This is a genomic window from Pantoea sp. Pa-EAmG (assembly GCF_030024295.1).
Lineage (GTDB): Bacteria > Pseudomonadota > Gammaproteobacteria > Enterobacterales > Enterobacteriaceae > Pantoea > Pantoea dispersa.
Window position 1 is genome coordinate 1 of sequence record NZ_JASEWO010000012.1, and the last position, 18,425, is coordinate 18,425.

Sequence of the window (18,425 nt, forward strand, 5' to 3'; positions counted from 1 at the left end):
TACTGGAGTAGCGAAAAATGGTGCGTCGCTATCGCTTCGAAATTATCCTGATTGTCATGATTCTGTGCGGCATTATTGCGGCCAGCTTTTTTATCTAGTCGTTGTAGCGTGCTGATTACTACAATATTTCTCCCTTTTTTACCGCTAACCGACTATAGTTATCGCTCAAGCGTGATGACCATAACCTCTATTTATTCTCGCCATTGAGAGAACTATGCGCCTGGCTATCCTGTTATTTGTAGGTCTTTTTAGCTTTAACCTCACAGCCCATGCCGATGATGAAGACGGCCCCAGCCCGGAAGAGATTAAGACCCTGTTCTTCGGCAAAGATCATCGTAAAGCCATTACCGACGTCAGTGCGGCGCCGTGGGATGCCATTGGTCAGTTAGAGACGGAAAGCGGCAATTTGTGCAGTGCCACGTTGATTTCGGCCCATCTGGCGCTGACGGCCGGACACTGCTTACTGACGCCCCCGGGCAAATTCGACAAGCCGGTCGCGCTGCGCTTTATGGCGGGTGCCAAAGGCTGGCGTTACGAAATTCATGATATTGACGCGCGCGTGGAGTCTTCGCTGGCGCGGCGTCTGCAGGCGGATGGTGAAGGCTGGATCGTGCCGCCAGACGCGGCACCTTACGATTACGGCCTGGTGATTCTGCACAATCCGCCGTCCGGTATCGTGCCGATTCCGCTGTTTGACGGTTCGCGCAGCGATTTAACCGCCGCGCTGAAAACCACCGACCGCAAAGTGACACAGGCCGGTTATCCCGCTGACCATCTGGATACGCTCTACTCGCACAGCGATTGCCTGATCACCGGCTGGGCGCAGCGTGCCGTGCTGTCGCACCAGTGCGACACCCTGCCCGGCGACAGCGGTTCACCGCTGCTGCTGAAGCGTGACGGCGAGTGGCAGCTGATTGCGGTACAGAGCTCGGCGCCGGCACCGGCCGATCGTTATCGCGCCGATAACCGCGCCATCGCCGTCACATCCTTTAAAGATAAGCTGGAAGCGCTGGCGCAATAAGTCAGCCCAGCTGCTCCATCGCCTGCAGGATACGTTTGTCGGAGATGGGATACGGCGTGCCCAGCTGCTGCGCAAAATAACTGATGCGCAGCTCTTCCAGCATCCAGCGGATCGCCTGAACCTCTTCATCGTCCTGACGCTGCGGCGGCAGCTTGTTGCGCCAGCTTTGCCACGCCTGCTCCACCGCCTGCACTTTCAGCATCCGCGCCCGATCGCTGTGCGGATCAACCGGCAGCTTCTCCAGCCGGCGCTCAATACCGTTCAGATAGCGCAGGGTGTCACCCAGCCGCTGATAGCCGTTGCCGGTGACAAAACCGCGATACACCAGGTCGCTCAGCTGCGTTTTGATATCCGCCAGCGCCAGTGCCAGCGTCATGTCCACCCGCCCCTTGAGGAACTTGTTGATGTTGAACACGCTGGTGAGAATCTGCTCGACCTGGCTGGCGATGGTCACCACCGTGTCGTTGAGTTCAGCGCGTACTTTATCGCGCAGCTGCTCGAAGTTTTCCTGCTGCCACGCCGGCCCACCGGCGTCCGCCATCAGCTTATCCACGCTGCAGGCGATACAGTCATCTATCAGCTCCAGCACTTTGCCGTACGGATTAAAATAGAGCCCGAGCTTGGCTTTGTTTGGCAGCTTCTCGTGCAGATACTTGATCGGCGAAGGGATGTTCAGCAGCAATAACCGCCGCTGGCCGCGCCACATCATCTTCTGCTGCTCGCGTTCACTGTCAAACAGGCGAATCGCGACGCTGTCTTTTTCATCCACCAGCGCCGGCCAGGCTTTGACCTGATAATTGCCGCGCTTCTGCTCGTAGCTTTGCGGCAGATCGCCGAAGCTCCACAAATGCAGCCCGCGCTGTTCCAGCCCGTCATCCGCCACGTTGGACAGCGTCTCCTGCACCTTGCCTTTCAGCACCTGCTTCAGCTGATGCAGGTCTTTGCCTTCCTGCAGCTTCCGGTTGTGCTCATCCACCACGCGGAAGGTCATTTTCAGGTGATCGGGCACCTGATCCCACTGCCAGGCGTCGCGCTCAATGGTGACGCCAGACATGCGGCGGAACTCACGCTCCAGCGCATCCAGCAGCGGCTGCTCCAGCGCCGTCACGCGGCCAAGGAAGGCTTCGGCATAGTTGGGCGCCGGCACAAAGTTGCGCCGCACCGGCTTGGGCAGCGACTTAATTAGCGCGATGATCAGCTCGCGGCGCACGCCGGGGATCTGCCACTCGAAGCCGGCTTCGTCGACCTGGTTGAGCAGCGGCAGCGGGATGTGCACCGTCACACCATCCGCATCGGCCCCCGGTTCGAACTGGTAGCTGAGCTTCAGTTTCAGGTTGCCCTGATACCAGAAGTTCGGGTAATCCAGCTGGCTGACCTTCTCCGCGCCGTCTTTGATCAGCATCTGCTTATCAAAGCTCAGCAGATCCGGATTGTCCTTACTGGCCTGTTTCCACCAGCTGTCAAAGTGCCGCGCTGAGACCACCTCGCTGCCAATGCGGCGATCGTAAAACGCAAACAGCGTCTCGTCATCGACTAAAATGTCGCGCCGCCGCGATTTGTGCTCCAGATCCTCGATTTCACTGCGCAGTTTCAGGTTGTTGCGGAAAAAGGCGTGACGCGTCTGCCAGTCGCCCTCCACCAGCGCATGGCGAATAAACAACTCCCGGCTGAGCTGCGGATCGATGCGGCTGTAATTGACCTTACGCGCCTGCACAATCGGCAGCCCGTACAGCGTAACTTTCTCGGTGGCCATGACTGCGCCCTGCGCTTTCTCCCAGTGCGGTTCACTGTAGCTACGCTTCAGCAGATGCTGGGCCAGCGGTTCGATCCACTCCGGATCGATGCGCGCCGCAACGCGGCCCCACAGGCGGCTGGTTTCCACCAGTTCCGCCACCACGGTCCATTTTGGCGGCTTCTTAAACAGGCCGGAACCGGGGAAAATAGCAAACCGCGCGTTGCGTGCGCCGGTAAACTCCTGCTTTTCCGCATCTTTCTGACCGATGTGTGACAGTAAACCGGTGAGCAGCGCGCAGTGTACTTCACGGTACGGTGCCGGCTCGCTGTTGAGCGGCATGCCCAGTTCCCGCACCACCTGACGCAGCTGGGTGTAGATGTCCTGCCATTCGCGCACGCGCAGGTAATTGAGATAATCGCTTTTACACTGGCGGCGGAACTGATTGCCGGACAGCGCTTTCTGCTGTTCCTGCAGGTAGTTCCACAGATTAACGAAAGCGAGAAAGTCTGACTCTTTGTCGGCAAAACGCCGGTGTTTCTCGTCAGATGCCTGCTGTTTCTCCACCGGACGCTCGCGCGGATCCTGAATCGACAGCGCAGCGGCAATAATCATCACTTCGCGCACGCAGCCAAATTTCTGCGCTTCCAGCACCATGCGCGCCAGCCGCGGATCGACCGGCAGCTGCGCCAGGCTGCGCCCGGACGGCGTCAGTTTGTACGCACCTTCCTCGCTCAGGGTGATCGCGCCGAGCTCCTCCAGCAGGCGCACGCCGTCCTGAATATTGCGCTTATCCGGCGCTTCGACGAACGGGAATGCGGCGATGTCGCCCAGTCCAAGCGCCGTCATCTGCAAAATTACCGACGCCAGGTTGGTACGCAGAATTTCCGGGTCAGTAAACGCCGGGCGGCTGAGGAAATCATCCTCTGAATAAAGGCGGATACAGATCCCTTCCGACACGCGGCCGCAGCGCCCTTTGCGCTGGTTAGCCGACGCCTGCGAGATCGGCTCGATCGGCAGACGCTGCACTTTGGTGCGGTAGCTGTAACGGCTGATGCGCGCGGTGCCCGGATCGATGACATATTTAATGCCCGGCACGGTGAGCGAGGTCTCGGCGACGTTGGTCGCCAGCACAATGCGGCGGCCGCTGTGCGCCTGGAACACCCGGTTCTGTTCGGCGTTGGACAGGCGCGCATAGAGCGGCAGAATCTCGGTGTGCGGTAAATCGCGCTTCATCAGCGCATCGGCGGTATCGCGAATTTCGCGCTCGCCGCTCATGAAGATCAGGATATCGCCGCGCCCTTCGCTGCTCAGTTCGTCAACCGCATCGAAAATTGCCTGCAGCTGATCGCGTTCGGTGTCTTCGGCATCTTCTACCACCGGACGATAGCGTACATCGACCGGATACGTGCGGCCCGAAACCTCGATTACCGGGGCATTATTGAAGTGGCGCGAAAAGCGCTGCGGATCGATGGTCGCGGAGGTGATGATCACTTTCAGATCGGGACGACGCGGCAGCAGTTCGCGCAGGTAACCCAGCAGGAAATCGATGTTCAGACTGCGTTCGTGCGCTTCATCGATGATGATGGTGTCATACTGCAGCAGCAGACGATCCTGCTGAATTTCCGCCAACAGAATACCGTCGGTCATCAGTTTGACCTGAGTGGTTTCGCTGACCTGATCGTTAAACCGCACCTTGTAACCGACGGTGCCGCCGGGCGTGGTTTCCAGCTCTTCGGCAATGCGGTTCGCCACGGTGCGTGCCGCCAGGCGACGCGGCTGCGTATGCCCAATCAGCCCTTTCACACCGCGCCCGAGCGCCAGACAAATCTTCGGCAGCTGGGTGGTTTTACCTGAGCCGGTCTCACCAGCGACAATCACCACCTGATGATCGCGAATGGCGTCGGCGATGTCCTGCTGCTTCTGGCTGACCGGCAGATTGTCCGGAAACGTAATGCGCGGCGTCGCGGCGGCGCGCTGCGCCACGCGCTGTTCTGCCGCGGCAAACACCGGCTCCAGCTCAGCCATAATTTCCTGCTGCGCAGCGGGATTTTTCACCTTTGCCGCACCGTGCAGACGACGCTGCAGCGCTTTGCGGTCGCGCAGCATCAGGTTATCGAGCCGCGACCAGAGTGGGGCCAGAGGTGACGTAACGGATGATGACATAGTGATGAATTACCTGTTGTTGCAGTGAGCCGGCACTTGCGGCTCGGCGCCGGGCAGAATTTTCCGGCGGATTCAATCGATTAATGCCCGCCATCTTAGCACAGATTGGAACATCTCACCTGACCGGACGTGCCACCTTATTCAATAATTTCGAACATAGGCCTCGAAATATTGCGCTTTTACCTGCCGGACGAACTCCGTAGAGTGTAACGCATTGAGCGGTAAGCCAACCGCGTAACGTACAGGAAAATACCATGAGCAAAGTTTTAGTTCTGAAATCAAGCATCCTTGCCGGTTACTCACAGTCTAACCAGCTGGCAGACTTCTACGCTGATGAAGCCCGCGCCAAAGGCGATGAGGTCACGGTACGCGATCTGGCTGCCCAGCCGATTCCGGTACTTGACGGTGAACTGGTTGGCGCCCTGCGTCCTTCAGACGCGCCGCTGTCGCCACGTCAGCAGGACGCGCTGGCCCTGTCCGATGAACTGATTGCTGAACTGCAGGCGCACGATACCGTGGTTATCGCCGCTCCGATGTACAACTTCAACATTCCTACTCAGCTGAAAAACTACTTTGACCTGATTGCCCGTGCCGGCGTCACCTTCCGCTACACCGAAGCAGGCCCGGAAGGTCTGGTGAAAGGCAAACGTGCGGTGATCCTCTCCAGCCGTGGCGGCATTCACAAAGACACCCCGACTGATCTGCTGACCCCGTACGTGAAACTGTTCCTCGGCTTCATCGGCATCACCGACGTTGACTTCGTGTTCGCCGAAGGCATTGCCTACGGTCCGGAAGTGGCAACCAAAGCCGCCAGCGATGCCAAAGACGCCATCAAACAGATTGTTGCTGCGTAATCATCATTAAAACAATGCTATCTGTCTTGCCGGGCCTGAGTGCCCGGCTTTTTTATGCCTGCGCAATCGTGGAAGCAGCTATTTCTGCACCCACTGACCATTTATCCCGCGCACATATTCGCCGCTGCCGGCACGGTTAACCAGCTTCTCGCCGGCGATGCGCGCCACTTCGGCGGTGGTGAGATTGTTCTGCTGTGCCACGCGCTGATACTGCTGGCTGCGGCCGTCATTGATGCGCTTAACCAGCGCCAGCGTCTCGTCATCCTGCTGACGAGCGGCGATGTAACCGCTCAGCGTTTCGCCCACGCGCCCCTGCTGGCGCGCCTGATCCAGCGTCAGCGCCCAGGCCGACGGCACCAGCAAAAGCGCCAGCAACAGCGCTATCCCCTTGCGTTTCATCGGGCCTCTCCTCAAAACAGTCCGCTCTGATTCTTCAGCAGCGCTTCGACGTCTTTATCCACCTTGATGTGGATTTCATGTTCGATTTTTACGTTCATGTTGATGGTGATTGGCTCTTTGGGTGCGGCGACTTCGATGCGCGGCACACAGCCCAGCAGCGGCAGTCCCGCTGTCAGCACCAGTAATGCCCTCAGGCTCATGGTTTCGGGTCCTTGTTGGATGGCAGGGTGGCGTTTTGCTCCACCCAGGATTGCAAATTATCGCCAAAGCGCAGGCTGCGCCACAGCTGGAACAGGTTTTCCTGATGACGGTAATTAAGATTGACGGACTGGCGGCGGTTACTGAACTGGCTGGTGCCTTTCACCTCGCTTTGCAGAATCAGGTTACCGAAGTTATCCAGATCCAGCGTCGCCCACGAACGGGCAATCTCCATGTAGCGCAGCCAGTCCATCGCCGCCCCGGCGGCCACGTTATTGCTGACAATCGCATCCGCCATGTCTTTGTCCATGCGGAACGTCAGCGGGCCGCTGTTGGCGATCCAGCCCTTTTCGATCAGCCAGTGCGGATTGTTCACCCACAACGGCAATTCGCCATTCACTTTACCGGACATGGCAAACTGCTTCGGCTTGAGCGCCGTCACCAGCCGGCTGAGATCAATGTCACGCAGCGAAATCCGCGCCGGCTGATGCTGCGGTAAACGCAATGCTGGCATGCTGACGTGCCCGCCGAGCAGATCGAGATTGACGTTGCTGAGCGTCAGCGGCTGGCGCTCCTGCCACGGATAGTGGCCCTGCAGATCCGCGGTAATGTTCTGCAGCGCAAACTGGTTTTTCACTTCGGCGATGCGCAGCGACACCGGCCCGCGGCGCCCCAGCTGCCACTGATGATCTTTCAGGCGGAACGGCAGGGTAAAATCGATGCCGTTGATTTCGCTGTCCGGCATCCATACGCTGCCCTGTTTCACCGCCCAGAAACCGCCCGCCTCAAACCCCTGGCCGCTGGCGGCGGAAAAGGCCATCTGCGCGCGCAGCTCGCCAGACTGGATACGCATCTTCAGATCGCTGCTCAGCAGCGGCTGAAATACGCTGAGCGACTGTGCCGGCCACCAGGCTTCGCCGCGCAGCCGCTCGCCGTCCCAGCGGCCATGCACGCGCAGCGGTCCGATGTCTTCCGCGGTGAGCTGACCGCGCCACAGAAAATGCCCTGGATCGCGGCCTTTGGCATCGAAACGCAGTTCGGACGGCGGCAGCCAGCCACCGTAGCTGAAGCGGGTCTGGCCGGAACGCAGCGCAAACCCGCCGTTAAACGCTGGCTGTGCCACATCGCGCTGCCAGCGCACCGGCGCGGTCAGCGTCAGGCGCGGCTTATCCACCTGCACCATGCCGTACGCCAGCTGATCAAACCCGGTGTTCAGCGTATCGAGGCTGATCAGGGTGTCGTGCCAGCTGCCGGTGCCCTTCACATCCCATTTGGCGCTAAGCGGCGCCATCACGCCTTCGCCCCAGTAACGCCAGTTCCAGCGTCCGCTGTCTGGCCAGAAGTCGCTGGCGCGGCCGTCGAGATGCAGCCTGAAGCGGCCGAAACTGGGGTCGTGCGCGTTGAGAATCGCCTGTAACCGGCCGTTGATGCCGCGCGAGGCCACGCTGACGCCGGCCAGCGGCCAGCGCGCTTCATCCACTTCCAGCGTCGAGAGTAAGCGTCCGCGCAGGCGCAGCAGTGCGCCCGGCTGCAGGCTGAGCTGCGGATCGCTGAGCATGCCATGTAATTGTCCGGGAATGGTGCCGTACAGCTGCAGGTCGGCAAACTTGCTTTCGCCGGTTAACTGGAACGGCAGTGCGCTGTCAGTCAGGCTCAGCTTGCCCGGCCCAACGCTCAGTACCAGGTTGCCTTTCCCGCCGCGTCCGGCGGTCAGTAAATTGAAGCGGCCGCGGATCTGCGTCTGTTCCAGCCCCTGCTGCCAGTCATCCAGCGTTAGCGCCACGCCGCCCGACAGCGGCTGCGACCCGAATGGCCAGCGCCAGTGACCGGCAGTGATGCGGATTTGCTGCGCATCGACCTGCCACGGCAGCTGTAACAACGGCTGTGGTTCCTGTTGCTGGCGCACCACCAGTTCGCCCTGCTGCTGCTGCCAGTTAAGCGTCAGCGCCAGCGGCTGCGCCCACAGCGTCAGGTTAAGCGCACCGCTGAGCTCACCCGCCACCGGCAGGCCATCGGCAAACATTGGCAGCGTCAGATTGCCATGCAGTTCGACCGGTTGCGGCAGTATGGGATGGCTGAGCTGCAGCTGATCAATGTGCAGCTGCTGCCCCTGCAGGCGCGCGGCGACGCGCAGGTTGTCGCCCTGATAACGCAGCTGCTGAAGGTCCTTGTCTAAGGTCAGATCGAAGCGGCCCGCATATTGCTGCCATGGCAAAATACTGAGCTGTTGCAGATGGATATCCGCGCCGGGCAGCATCTGCTGCCACTCTGCGAGGCTGCGCGGCGCATCGCGCGTGGCACTGTGCGGCAGCGCCTGCAGACAATCGCTGTTGAGCGCCACCTCGCGCGCATCAAGCTGCCAGCGCTGTTGCGTCCGGCCAAGCGCCACGTCGGCGACCTGCGCCAGCAGGCAGTCACCGGCCAGATAGCGCACATCAGGAAACACCAGCCGGCCCTGCTGCCAGTGCGGCGCGCCGTGTAGCTCGACGCGGGTATTTTCCGGCAGCCAGATACCTGCCAGCCGCGGCAGCCAGTGCGTCAGCGTCAGCAGCAATCCCAGCAGCAGCAGTATCAGCGCCAGTAGCGCAGCAAGTAGTCGACGGAGGCCCCGCGTCATGGCTGTTAACGTTCCTGTTCTTTACCCAATCCTGACAGAGATGATGGCATGTTACGCCCGGCAAATGAAGGCGTTACCGCTTTAGTCTGGCTGAAGAACAGCAAAATGACGCGGAAAACGTTATCCTGATGTGATACCGACGTAACATTTTTCAGGAGCGAAACAATGAAAGTTGCGGTTTACAGCACCAAGCATTACGACCAGAAATACCTCGAGCACGTTAACGAAGGCTACGGATTTGAGCTGCAGTTTTTTGACTTCCTGCTGAGCGAAACCACGGCGAAAAACGCCGCTGGCTGTGATGCGGTCTGTATCTTCGTTAACGATGACGGGAGCAAAGCGGTGCTGGCGGAGCTGGCGGCGCTGGGCGTGAAATATATCGCGCTGCGCTGTGCTGGTTTCAACAACGTCGACCTCGACGCCGCAGCCGCGCTGGGGCTGCAGGTGGTGCGCGTGCCCGCCTACTCGCCGGAAGCGGTAGCGGAACACGCGGTAGGTCTGATGATGACGCTCAACCGCCGCATTCACCGCGCTTACCAGCGCACGCGCGATGCCAACTTCTCGCTGGACGGCCTGACAGGTTTCAACATGCATAACAAAACCGCTGGCGTGGTCGGCACCGGCAAGATTGGTGTGGCGACGATGCGCATCCTGAAAGGTTTTGGCATGCGTCTGCTGGCGTACGATCCGTATCCCAGTGACGCCGCGCTGGCGCTCGGGGCGGAGTATGTTGATTTGAAAACGCTGCTGGCGGAGTCCGATGTCATCACCCTGCACTGTCCGCTGACGCCGGAAAACCACCATCTGCTCAATGCGCAGGCGTTTAGCCAGATGAAAGATGGGGTGATGATTATCAATACCAGCCGCGGTGGGCTGATTGATTCACAGGCGGCGATTGAGGCGCTGAAACAGCAGAAAATCGGCTCGCTCGGCATGGACGTGTATGAGAACGAACGCGACCTGTTTTTTGAAGACAAGTCGAATGACGTGATTCAGGACGACGTGTTCCGCCGCCTGTCGGCCTGTCACAACGTGTTATTTACCGGCCATCAGGCCTTTCTCACCGCCGAAGCGCTGACGGCGATTTCAGAAACCACGCTCAGCAATTTACAGCAGCTGGCGCGCGGGGAAACCTGTGCAAATCAGGTGAAGGCGTAACGTTCTGCGCCTGCGTTAGCGGGCGCAGGCACCGCCAATCAGCGCCTGTTCGTCGCAGCGACGACCATTTGCCAGCTGACACATCCCGATGCGTGAACCGTCTAACTGACGCGAGAACGCCAGCGTGCCACCTGCGCTGTTGCAGTTGGCTTCTGCCATGGACGACATCACGACGTGCGGCTGCACGTGCGCGGCGGTGGCCTGTTGCGGCGGTTCATTGTCGCTGTTGCTGCTGCAGGCAGAGAGTAACAGCGCTGCGCCGGCCAGCAGTAAAGTTGCGGCTTTCATCGGTCGGGCTCCGGGAGTGTGAGCGGAAAAGTCGCACCAGCATATGTCAGCAGCGGTGCGCGATCGATAGGCGACACAGCTTTTTACAAAATTTAATATCGTCGTTGGCAAGCAGAATTATCCTGATTGCAGCGTTTTCCCTCTTTCTCTGCCTGTTCATACGCAACATCAATCAATAAGGAGGAAGGATGTTAGCCGACATGCTCATCCGCATCGCGTTAGCCGGAATACTGGGCGGACTGATTGGCCTGGAGCGCCAGATGCGCGCTAAAGAAGCCGGCCTGCGCACTCACATTCTGGTCGGTATTGGCAGCGCCATGTTCATGCTGGTGTCAAAATATGGCTTTGCCGATATGCTGACTAACGAACATGTGGCGCTGGATCCCAGCCGTATTGCGGCGCAGGTGGTCAGCGGCATGGGCTTCCTTGGCGCCGGCACCATCATCATACAAAAGCAGATTGTGAAAGGCCTGACGACCGCCGCCGGCCTGTGGGTGACCGCCGCGATTGGCCTGGTGATCGGTAGCGGGATGTACGAAATCGGTATTTACGGCACGGTGCTGGCGCTGGTGGTGCTGGAAACGTTCCGCCGTATCAGCCACTGGCTGATTGGCCGCCATCACACCCTCATCGTCCATCTCAAAGCCAAAAGCGTACCGCTGGTGTTGCTGGTACTGCAGCGCGAAAATTTGCGCTATGGCCACATCGCTGTAGTCAATCGTAACGAAGAGAGCGGCCTGTGCGAGCTGAGCGTTGAGGTGACATTGTCACGCAGATTTCCTATGCATAGCATTTATGACAAAGTGATGGAAATCAAAGGCGTGCAGTCGCTGGAAATGGTTTGACTGCGCTGGCGCTAGCAGGTTAATCGCTGCCGTGGAGGGAAGATAAAAGCCCGGCGCTGAAGGCCGGGCGGCTGGGTTAGCAAGGTTTGAGTTGTCCAATCGCCATTTCAACGGCGCGGTTAGGCGCGCCGGTTAATTCCCGATAACGCAGTTGCAGGTTACGCAACTCGCTGGCCAGCACCTCTTTTTCGGTAGCGGCACCGCGCTGCGCCAGTTCCAGATAGCATTGCCCCACCAGCCGGCACGCCTCCTCAAATACCATGTCGTACGTTTGCATTGTTCCTCTCCTCACCTTTAAAAACTAAAAAAAGCGCTGAATCCATCCTGTCAGCGCAGTGAGAAGAAATCTTTACCCAGATCAATAAATATGCAGTTACCGCTGGCAAAATGTGCGCAATGGTAGCCGACTGCGGCGCTGCGCGATTAGGACGGATCCTTTTTGTCGTCCTCGCTGGCGCTGCTCACACCGGTAATACCTTCCAGCGCCTGCTGGTTGATGACATCATCGGCGCTGTCAACCGCACGCGAAATCGTCAACAGATCCTGAAACTCGCTCAGCAAAATAGCGGCGTCCGACTTAAGCATATCGTCAGCCTCGGCTGACTCAATCACCATGTTGATGGCTTTGTTGGCGCTTTCAATAACTTCAGTGACGCCGCCTTTCTTACTGACGGCCAGTACCAGCGCACCGATCAGCAGCGACTGAGCCTCAACGCGCGCGGTCAACTGCTTGGTGGTGGCATCAATTTGTGAAATCTTCGCCAGCATGCTTAACACAACATTTTTCATCGCTTATTCCTCCCTGGGGAAGCAGGCAGTGTACCGCTTGCAAAATCCGCGACAAACTAAAAATTGTGAATAGCGCAACAGGTCTCTGACCGCGATCGCGCGGCGCACAGAGCGCATCACCGGCAAACCCATAAATCGTGCTGGAATTTGGCGCTGTAATCCGTACCATACGCCACAGACTTTTCCTGCTGACTGCGGTCAGCCGGCACCCATAAAGGCCAGCGCAGCGACCCGCAGCGTGCGCGGACACAGTTAATGCAGGCCTGAGCAGGGCCGCATCAACGCGACATCCGCAGCTGACCAGTGATCACCGAGACCGAAATTCATGTCTGAACATCAAGAAGTTAATAAAAAAGAGCAGTACAACCTGAACAAACTGCAGAAGCGCCTGCGCCGTAACGTCGGTGAAGCGATTGCGGATTTCAACATGATTGAGGAAGGCGATCGCATCATGGTGTGCCTGTCCGGCGGTAAAGACAGCTACACCATGCTGGAAATTCTGCGTAACCTGCAGCAGAGCGCGCCGGTCAATTTTTCGCTGGTGGCGGTGAATCTTGACCAGAAACAGCCGGGATTCCCGGCACACGTGCTGCCGGCTTACCTCGACACGCTGGGCGTGGAGTATCAGATCGTCAACGAAGACACTTATTCCATCGTTAAAGAGAAGATACCGGAAGGCAAAACCACCTGCTCGCTCTGTTCGCGCCTGCGTCGCGGTATTCTTTACCGTACCGCCACTGAACTGGGCTGCACCAAGATTGCCTTAGGTCACCACCGCGATGACATCCTGCAGACGCTGTTCCTCAACATGTTTTACGGCGGCAAGATGAAAGGCATGCCGCCAAAACTGATGAGCGACGACGGTAAACATATCGTGATTCGCCCGCTGGCCTACTGCCGCGAAAAAGATATCGTACGGTTTGCCGAAGCGCGCCAGTACCCTATCATTCCGTGCAACCTGTGTGGTTCACAGCCGAACCTGCAGCGCCAGGTGGTTGCCGATATGCTGCGTGACTGGGACAAGCGCTATCCGGGCCGCATTGAAACCATGTTCAGCGCCATGCAGAACATCGTGCCATCACATATGGCTGATATTAATCTGTTTGATTTTAAAGGCATTAAGCATGGTGATGCGGTGGTTGACGGCGGGGACATTGGTTTCGATCGCGAATCGCTGCCAGCGCAGCCGGTCGGCTGGCAGGCTGACGAGGATGATCAGCCGGACCTGAGCGCTCGCCTCGACGTGCTGGAAATTAAATAACGCGGTGACTTTGCAGCATGAAGGCGCGTCGCTCCGGCAACGCGCCTTTTTTATTAGCGGTGCGGTGGAGGATCGCTAATCGGCGGAAATTCAGGATCGTGCGGCGGCTCAGGCTCGGGAATGGGCTGCGGTTGCGGCACGGGTTCGGGAATCGGTGGCGGATCGGTCGGGATAGGTTCGCTGGCGTGAATCATGCGCATGCCGTTCTCCTGTTCGCTGAATGTCTGTTAAGCATAGGAAAGGATGCGGCAGCAAGCCAAACGGCAAAAAAAAAGCCGGCGGATAAGCCGGCGTCGTACGAATCAAATGTGCTATGCAGTAATTCAAAAAAAGGAAGTAAGACAATATGGAGCGCAACGCCCATCGCTTGACGTTGCATTCACCTGCGGGAGAGAGTTTGCCCCGGTTGGGCTATGCGCTTATTGATGTCGATCAGGTTTTTTCCGCTTTTCTCCCCTGCACCGCCACAATTACCTGTTCATGACCTGCTGATAACCCCGTAGTAACATCACAGCCAGTTGCGGCGTTTCAGCCACAGCGCGACCCCCAGCACCATCACCAGTAACAACCCGCAGAACATGGTAAAGCCGTGCGGCCAGCTGCCACCGGGAATGCCACCGAGATTGACGCCAAACAGCCCGGTGAGAAACGTGGCAGGCAGGAAAATCATCGCCATCAGCGACATGGTGTAAGTGCGGCGGTTCATGGATTCCGCCAGCAGCGACGCCACTTCATCCGCCAGAATACCGGTACGCGCCACACCCGCATTGAGATCATCCAGCCCGCGCCCCAGCCGGTCCGCGACATCCTGCATGCGGCGGCGATCGTCATCGCTCATCCACGGCAGTTTCTCGCTTGCCAGCCGCGCATAGACATCACGCTGCGGCGCCATATAGCGGCGCATCACGATCAGCTGTTTACGCAGCAGCGCCAGCTCACCGCGCGCCGGGACCTGCTGGTCCATCAGCGCATCTTCCAGCGCGATAATTTTATCGTGCATCTCTTCAATGAATTCGCTGGCGTGATCGGTGAGCGCATCGCAGACGTCCACCAGCCAGCTGCCGCCGTCCACCGGGCCGTTGCCATTTTGCAGATCGGTCAGCACTTCATCGATGGCATACACTTTGCGACGGCGGGTAGAAACAATCAGCTTGTCATTGATAAATACCCGCATCGCCACCAGCTGGTCCGGGCGCGAATCGGCGTTATGATTCACGCTGCGCAGCACGATCATAAAGCCGTCACCGAGACGCGTCACGCGCGGTCGCATGCTGTCACCGGCCAGCGCATCCCGCACCGCATCTGGGATCAGCGGCGTGTGCTGCAACCAGTCGGCGCTTTGCCGCTGGGTATAGTTCAGGTGTAGCCAGCAGTGACGCTCGCAGTTGATGACATCTTTATCTTCAATGGCGATAACGCCACCCTTGCCGTCGAACTGGCAGGCGACAATCGCATCCGACACCTGCAGCGCTTTTCCTTCAATGACGTTCACGTACTCGCCTCACTAGCAAAAACAATACGATACAGTCTAGCGCGGCGCGGGACAGTTGCAATTACCAGGGTGTGAGTAAAAATGACAGCGCAACCGGGCCGTTTACCGCCCTCCGTGGCGGTTCAGCGTCAGTGCTTCTCAATCCACAATTCCCGGCTGTAGGCAACGTCTTCCGGATTGGTGATAGGATAGCCCTTAACCCATGGCTTGATCAGCCGCCCGTTGGTGTACTGGTAGATCGGTGCAATCGGCGCCTGGTCAGCGATGATCTGCTCGGCTTTGTTGTAATCAGCATTGCGCGCCGCCACGCTGGTTTCATTGCTGGCTTTACTCAACACCGCATCATATTCCGCGTTACTGAAGCGGGAAATATTGCCGCTGTGGCTGGCGGTCAGCAGGCTGAGGAAGGTTGATGGTTCATTGTAATCGCCTACCCAGGAAGCGCGAATCACATCGAAATTACCGCTGTTGCGGCTGTCGATATAGGTTTTCCACTCCTGGTTCTGCAATGTCACGTCAACGCCGAGATTCTTTTTCCACATGGAGGCCACCGCAATCGCAATTTTCTGGTGACTTTCAGAAGTGTTATACAGCAGCGTCAGGTGCAGCGGTTTAGCCGGGCCGTAACCGGCGGCGGTCAGCAGGGCTTTGGCCTGCGCATTCAGTTCCTGCTGGCTGTGCTGCTGCAGATAGCTCTGCTGCGGCGTAAAGCCGGCGGTGACGTCCGGTGTGAAGTGCCAGGCCGGTTTCTCGCCGGTGCCCAGCACTTTTTCCGCGATAATGCGGCGGTCAATGCTCCATGACAGCGCCTTACGCACCCGCACATCCGCCGTCGGCCCTTTCTGGGTATTAAACGCGTAATAGTAGGTGCCAAGCTGATCCGGCGTATACACCTGCCCCGGCAACTCTTTTTTCAGCAGGCCGTACATATTTTTCGGGAAGGATTCCGTGATATCGATGTCCCCGGCGCGGTAACGCTTGGTGGCGCTGGATTCTTCATTGATGGGAATAAAGGTCACTTTCGTCAGCACCGAATGGGCGTTATCCCAGTAGTGCGGGTTACGCACCAGCACAATCTTTTCGTTAACTACGCGCTCCTGCAATTGATAAGCGCCGTTGCCCACCAGCTTACCCGGCACAGTCCAGCCATCGCCGTTTTGCGCGATGACCTTTTGCGGCACCGGGAACATCGCCACGTTAGCCACCATGCTGGGGAACCACGGCAGTGGACGTGACAATGTCACCTTAAGATGCGTTTCATCGGTCGCCACCACGCCCAGCTTGTCCGGGCTCATCTGCCCTTTGGTGATGGCTTCAGCATTCTCAATGCCGCTCAGCGCGGCAAACCAGGCGAAAGGCGAGCTATTTTTGGGATCGACCAAACGTTGCCAGCTATAGACAAAATCCTGTGCGGTCACCGGTTCACCGCTGGACCAGCGCGCATCTTTGCGCAGCGTAAACAGCCAGGTTTTGTTGTCATTGCTGCTCCAGCTCTGCGCAACGCCCGGCACGATTTTGCCCTGCGCGTCCTGGCTGGTCAGCCCTTCAAACAGATCGCGCAGCACCTGAATCTCCGGGAGACCGACCGCTTTGAGCGGATCAAGCGAGGCCGGTTCATCTTTAATATGGCGGACGATTTCCTGGCTGCTGGCCAGTTGCGCCCCGGCTGGCACACTGGCGGCATAGGCGGATGAGAGAGCGCTGCTGATGATGAGCGCGGCCAGCGTGGTGCGGAAAGTTAGTTTCATCACGACTCCTTGACCCGAAAAAAGGGCGACGGCCAAACCAATGCGTCGCCAGCAACTTTTCGCACTTTATCGCAAATCGCTGATTGATAAATAGCTATTTCCCCGTCTGCTGTTTACCGTTATGTTGAGGCTGGATTGCAGCTCACAATTTTTGCGGCTGAACGCGATGCATGACAGAGAGGAAGGTTATGTCGACACACCACCCGCGCCCGCTGCGCGGTAAGCTGGACGCCGTCTGGCAACAATATGGACATTCGGTGCTGGGTGCGCCGCTGCTGTGGTTTCCGGCACCAGCGGCCGACGAGGACAGCGGACTGATTATTGCCGGCACCCACGGCGATGAAAACGCGGCGGTGGCCACGCTCTCTGCCGCCATGCGCACGCTGCCGGACACGCTGCGGCGTCATCATGTGATTCTGGCGGTCAATCCGGACGGCTGCCAGCTCGGGCTGCGCGCCAATGTCAACGGTGTCGATCTCAACCGCAACTTCCCTGCCGCCAACTGGCAAGCGGGCGATACTGTCTATCGCTGGAACAGCATGGCCGACGCGCGCGATGTGCTGCTCTCAACCGGAAACGCGCCGGCGTCAGAGCCGGAAACCGCCGCACTGTGCCAGCTGATTCATCGTATCCGACCGCGCTGGGTCGTCTCCTGGCACGAACCGCTGGCCTGTATTGATGATCCGCACCACAGCCCGCTGGCCAGCTGGCTGGCGGAACAAACCGGTCTGCCGGTGGTGAGCAGCGTCGGCTACGCCACGCCGGGCTCGTTTGGCAGCTGGTGCGCCGATCTCAGTCTGCCCTGCATCACCGCCGAAATGCCCGCCATCTCGGTGGACGAAGCCACCGAGGTGTATCTCGATGCGATGATCAACCTGCTGCGCTGGCAGCCGTCGTCTTAAGCACGCCGTGCGAGAAGTGCAGCGACGGTTCCACATCGGCCGCCAGCCACGTCGGACCGTCGAGATCAGCAAACGTGGCCTGCGGCGTTAACGGTAGCGCGGCACGAATGGCGCGCGAGGTACACAACATACAGCCCAGCATGATGGCAAATCCCTGCGCGCGCGCGGCCGTGGCCAGCGCCAGCGCTTCGGTCAGCCCACCGGTTTTATCCAGTTTGATATTCACCATGTCGTAGCGCCCGTGCAGGGCTGCCAGACTGTCGCGCGTGTGGCAGCTCTCATCCGCACAGATCGGTAGCGGATGGATAAAATGGGCCAGCGCCGCATCCTGCGCGGCAGGCAGCGGCTGCTCCAGCATCGCCACCTGCAAATCCGCCAGCAGCTGGCAGCGCGCCGCCAGCCCTTCTGCCTGCCAGGATTCATTGGCATCGACGATCAGCGTGGCGTCCGGCACCGCACTGCGGATCGCCACCAGCCGTTCGCTGATCAGATGGTTATCCAGCTTAATTTTCAGCAGGCGCGCGCCGTGCTGCCACAGCGCCAGCGCGCTGCTGGCCATCGCTTCTGGCGTATCGATGCTGACGGTATGCGCCGTGACGATCTCCTGTGCCGGCACCGCCTCACAGAGCGCCGCCAGGCTGGTGCGCTGCTGCTGGCGCTCCAGATCCCACAGCGCGCAATCAATCGCGTTGCGCGCGGCACCGGCCGGCAACGCCTGTTGCAGCGCCGCACGCGTCATGCCGTTTTGTAACGCACCGAGCTGTGAAGCAATCTGCTGCAGCACCGAAGCCTCACTTTCGCCATAGCGCGCATAGGGCGTGGCCTCGCCAATCCCTTTGAGGCCATCCTGCTCAATCTCCACCACCACCACGTGCGCCTCGGTGCGGCTGCCGCGCGAAATCACAAACGGCGAGTGCAGCGGCCAGGCTTCCGGATAACTTTTCACTGTTCTCAT

General features: G+C 58.9%; 17 protein-coding genes. 6 read left to right on the forward strand and 11 right to left on the reverse strand.

Features of this window, described 5'->3' with window-relative positions; all coding sequences use genetic code 11:
- The first annotated feature begins 214 nt into the window (after positions 1–214).
- Positions 215–1,021 carry a serine protease gene (locus QMM04_RS03225; protein WP_282995628.1) on the forward strand — a complete coding sequence of 269 codons (807 nt, stop codon included), beginning with the start codon at positions 215–217 and terminating at the stop codon, positions 1,019–1,021.
- 1 nt (position 1,022) lies between these two features.
- Here the strand turns inward: QMM04_RS03225 and hrpA are convergent, their stop codons facing one another.
- Positions 1,023–4,919 (reverse strand): ATP-dependent RNA helicase HrpA, encoded by a 3,897-nt coding sequence (gene hrpA, locus QMM04_RS03230; RefSeq protein ID WP_282995630.1) that lies wholly within the window; start codon positions 4,917–4,919, stop codon positions 1,023–1,025.
- A 254-nt stretch (positions 4,920–5,173) separates the two neighbouring features.
- On the opposite strand from hrpA, the gene azoR reads away from it, so the two are divergent.
- Complete coding sequence (gene azoR / locus QMM04_RS03235; protein ID WP_021506120.1) at positions 5,174–5,773, forward strand: FMN-dependent NADH-azoreductase; 600 nt, start codon at positions 5,174–5,176, stop codon at positions 5,771–5,773.
- A 78-nt stretch (positions 5,774–5,851) separates the two neighbouring features.
- Here the strand turns inward: azoR and QMM04_RS03240 are convergent, their stop codons facing one another.
- The 3 genes from QMM04_RS03240 to QMM04_RS03250 are packed head-to-tail and all read right to left on the reverse strand — an operon-like array spanning position 5,852 to position 8,987.
- Positions 5,852–6,172, reverse strand: a complete 321-nt coding sequence (locus QMM04_RS03240; RefSeq protein ID WP_132462597.1) for a YdbL family protein — start codon at positions 6,170–6,172, stop codon at positions 5,852–5,854.
- 11 nt (positions 6,173–6,183) lie between these two features.
- The gene (locus tag QMM04_RS03245) at positions 6,184–6,372 is read right to left on the reverse strand and encodes a YnbE family lipoprotein (protein WP_010618431.1); all 189 of its coding nucleotides are present in this window, start codon (positions 6,370–6,372) and stop codon (positions 6,184–6,186) included.
- Complete coding sequence (locus tag QMM04_RS03250; protein ID WP_282995631.1) at positions 6,369–8,987, reverse strand: YdbH family protein; 2,619 nt, start codon at positions 8,985–8,987, stop codon at positions 6,369–6,371. The genes QMM04_RS03245 and QMM04_RS03250 overlap by 4 nt, the downstream gene beginning before the upstream one ends.
- A gap of 165 nt (positions 8,988–9,152) precedes the next feature.
- Between QMM04_RS03250 and QMM04_RS03255 the strand changes: the two genes are divergently transcribed.
- Positions 9,153–10,145 carry a 2-hydroxyacid dehydrogenase gene (locus QMM04_RS03255; protein ID WP_058758498.1) on the forward strand — a complete coding sequence of 331 codons (993 nt, stop codon included), beginning with the start codon at positions 9,153–9,155 and terminating at the stop codon, positions 10,143–10,145.
- Positions 10,146–10,160: 15 nt separating this feature from the next.
- Here QMM04_RS03255 and QMM04_RS03260 read toward each other — a convergent pair whose 3' ends face one another.
- A complete protein-coding gene (locus tag QMM04_RS03260; protein ID WP_021506124.1) occupies positions 10,161–10,433 on the reverse strand; it encodes a DUF333 domain-containing protein in 273 nt (90 codons plus the stop codon).
- Between the two features lie 188 nt (positions 10,434–10,621).
- On the opposite strand from QMM04_RS03260, the gene QMM04_RS03265 reads away from it, so the two are divergent.
- On the forward strand, positions 10,622–11,278 hold the full coding sequence (locus QMM04_RS03265) for an MgtC/SapB family protein (protein WP_264441287.1): 657 nt from the start codon (positions 10,622–10,624) through the stop codon (positions 11,276–11,278).
- Between the two features lie 76 nt (positions 11,279–11,354).
- Here QMM04_RS03265 and QMM04_RS03270 read toward each other — a convergent pair whose 3' ends face one another.
- Positions 11,355–11,555 carry a DUF2767 family protein gene (locus tag QMM04_RS03270; RefSeq protein ID WP_010618426.1) on the reverse strand — a complete coding sequence of 67 codons (201 nt, stop codon included), beginning with the start codon at positions 11,553–11,555 and terminating at the stop codon, positions 11,355–11,357.
- A 146-nt stretch (positions 11,556–11,701) separates the two neighbouring features.
- Positions 11,702–12,067 (reverse strand): anti-adapter protein IraP, encoded by a 366-nt coding sequence (iraP, locus tag QMM04_RS03275; protein ID WP_215785989.1) that lies wholly within the window; start codon positions 12,065–12,067, stop codon positions 11,702–11,704.
- 325 nt (positions 12,068–12,392) lie between these two features.
- Here iraP and ttcA point away from each other — a divergent pair, with 325 nt between their 5' ends.
- The gene (ttcA, locus tag QMM04_RS03280) at positions 12,393–13,328 is read left to right on the forward strand and encodes a tRNA 2-thiocytidine(32) synthetase TtcA (protein ID WP_021506126.1); all 936 of its coding nucleotides are present in this window, start codon (positions 12,393–12,395) and stop codon (positions 13,326–13,328) included.
- A 53-nt stretch (positions 13,329–13,381) separates the two neighbouring features.
- Here ttcA and QMM04_RS03285 read toward each other — a convergent pair whose 3' ends face one another.
- The 3 genes from QMM04_RS03285 to QMM04_RS03295 form a co-directional block, all read right to left on the reverse strand.
- The gene (locus QMM04_RS03285; RefSeq protein WP_021506127.1) at positions 13,382–13,528 is read right to left on the reverse strand and encodes a hypothetical protein; all 147 of its coding nucleotides are present in this window, start codon (positions 13,526–13,528) and stop codon (positions 13,382–13,384) included.
- 308 nt (positions 13,529–13,836) lie between these two features.
- Complete coding sequence (gene zntB / locus QMM04_RS03290) at positions 13,837–14,820, reverse strand: zinc transporter ZntB (protein WP_021506128.1); 984 nt, start codon at positions 14,818–14,820, stop codon at positions 13,837–13,839.
- A gap of 128 nt (positions 14,821–14,948) precedes the next feature.
- Positions 14,949–16,568, reverse strand: a complete 1,620-nt coding sequence (locus tag QMM04_RS03295) for a peptide ABC transporter substrate-binding protein (RefSeq protein ID WP_282995632.1) — start codon at positions 16,566–16,568, stop codon at positions 14,949–14,951.
- A 188-nt stretch (positions 16,569–16,756) separates the two neighbouring features.
- On the opposite strand from QMM04_RS03295, the gene mpaA reads away from it, so the two are divergent.
- Positions 16,757–17,470: a murein tripeptide amidase MpaA gene (gene mpaA, locus QMM04_RS03300; protein ID WP_141495471.1), complete on the forward strand. Its 714-nt coding sequence runs from the start codon at positions 16,757–16,759 to the stop codon at positions 17,468–17,470.
- On the opposite strand, the gene ycjG is transcribed toward mpaA, so the two are convergent.
- The gene (gene ycjG / locus QMM04_RS03305; protein ID WP_021506131.1) at positions 17,439–18,425 is read right to left on the reverse strand and encodes an L-Ala-D/L-Glu epimerase; all 987 of its coding nucleotides are present in this window, start codon (positions 18,423–18,425) and stop codon (positions 17,439–17,441) included. The two genes, mpaA and ycjG, sit on opposite strands and share 32 nt — an antisense overlap.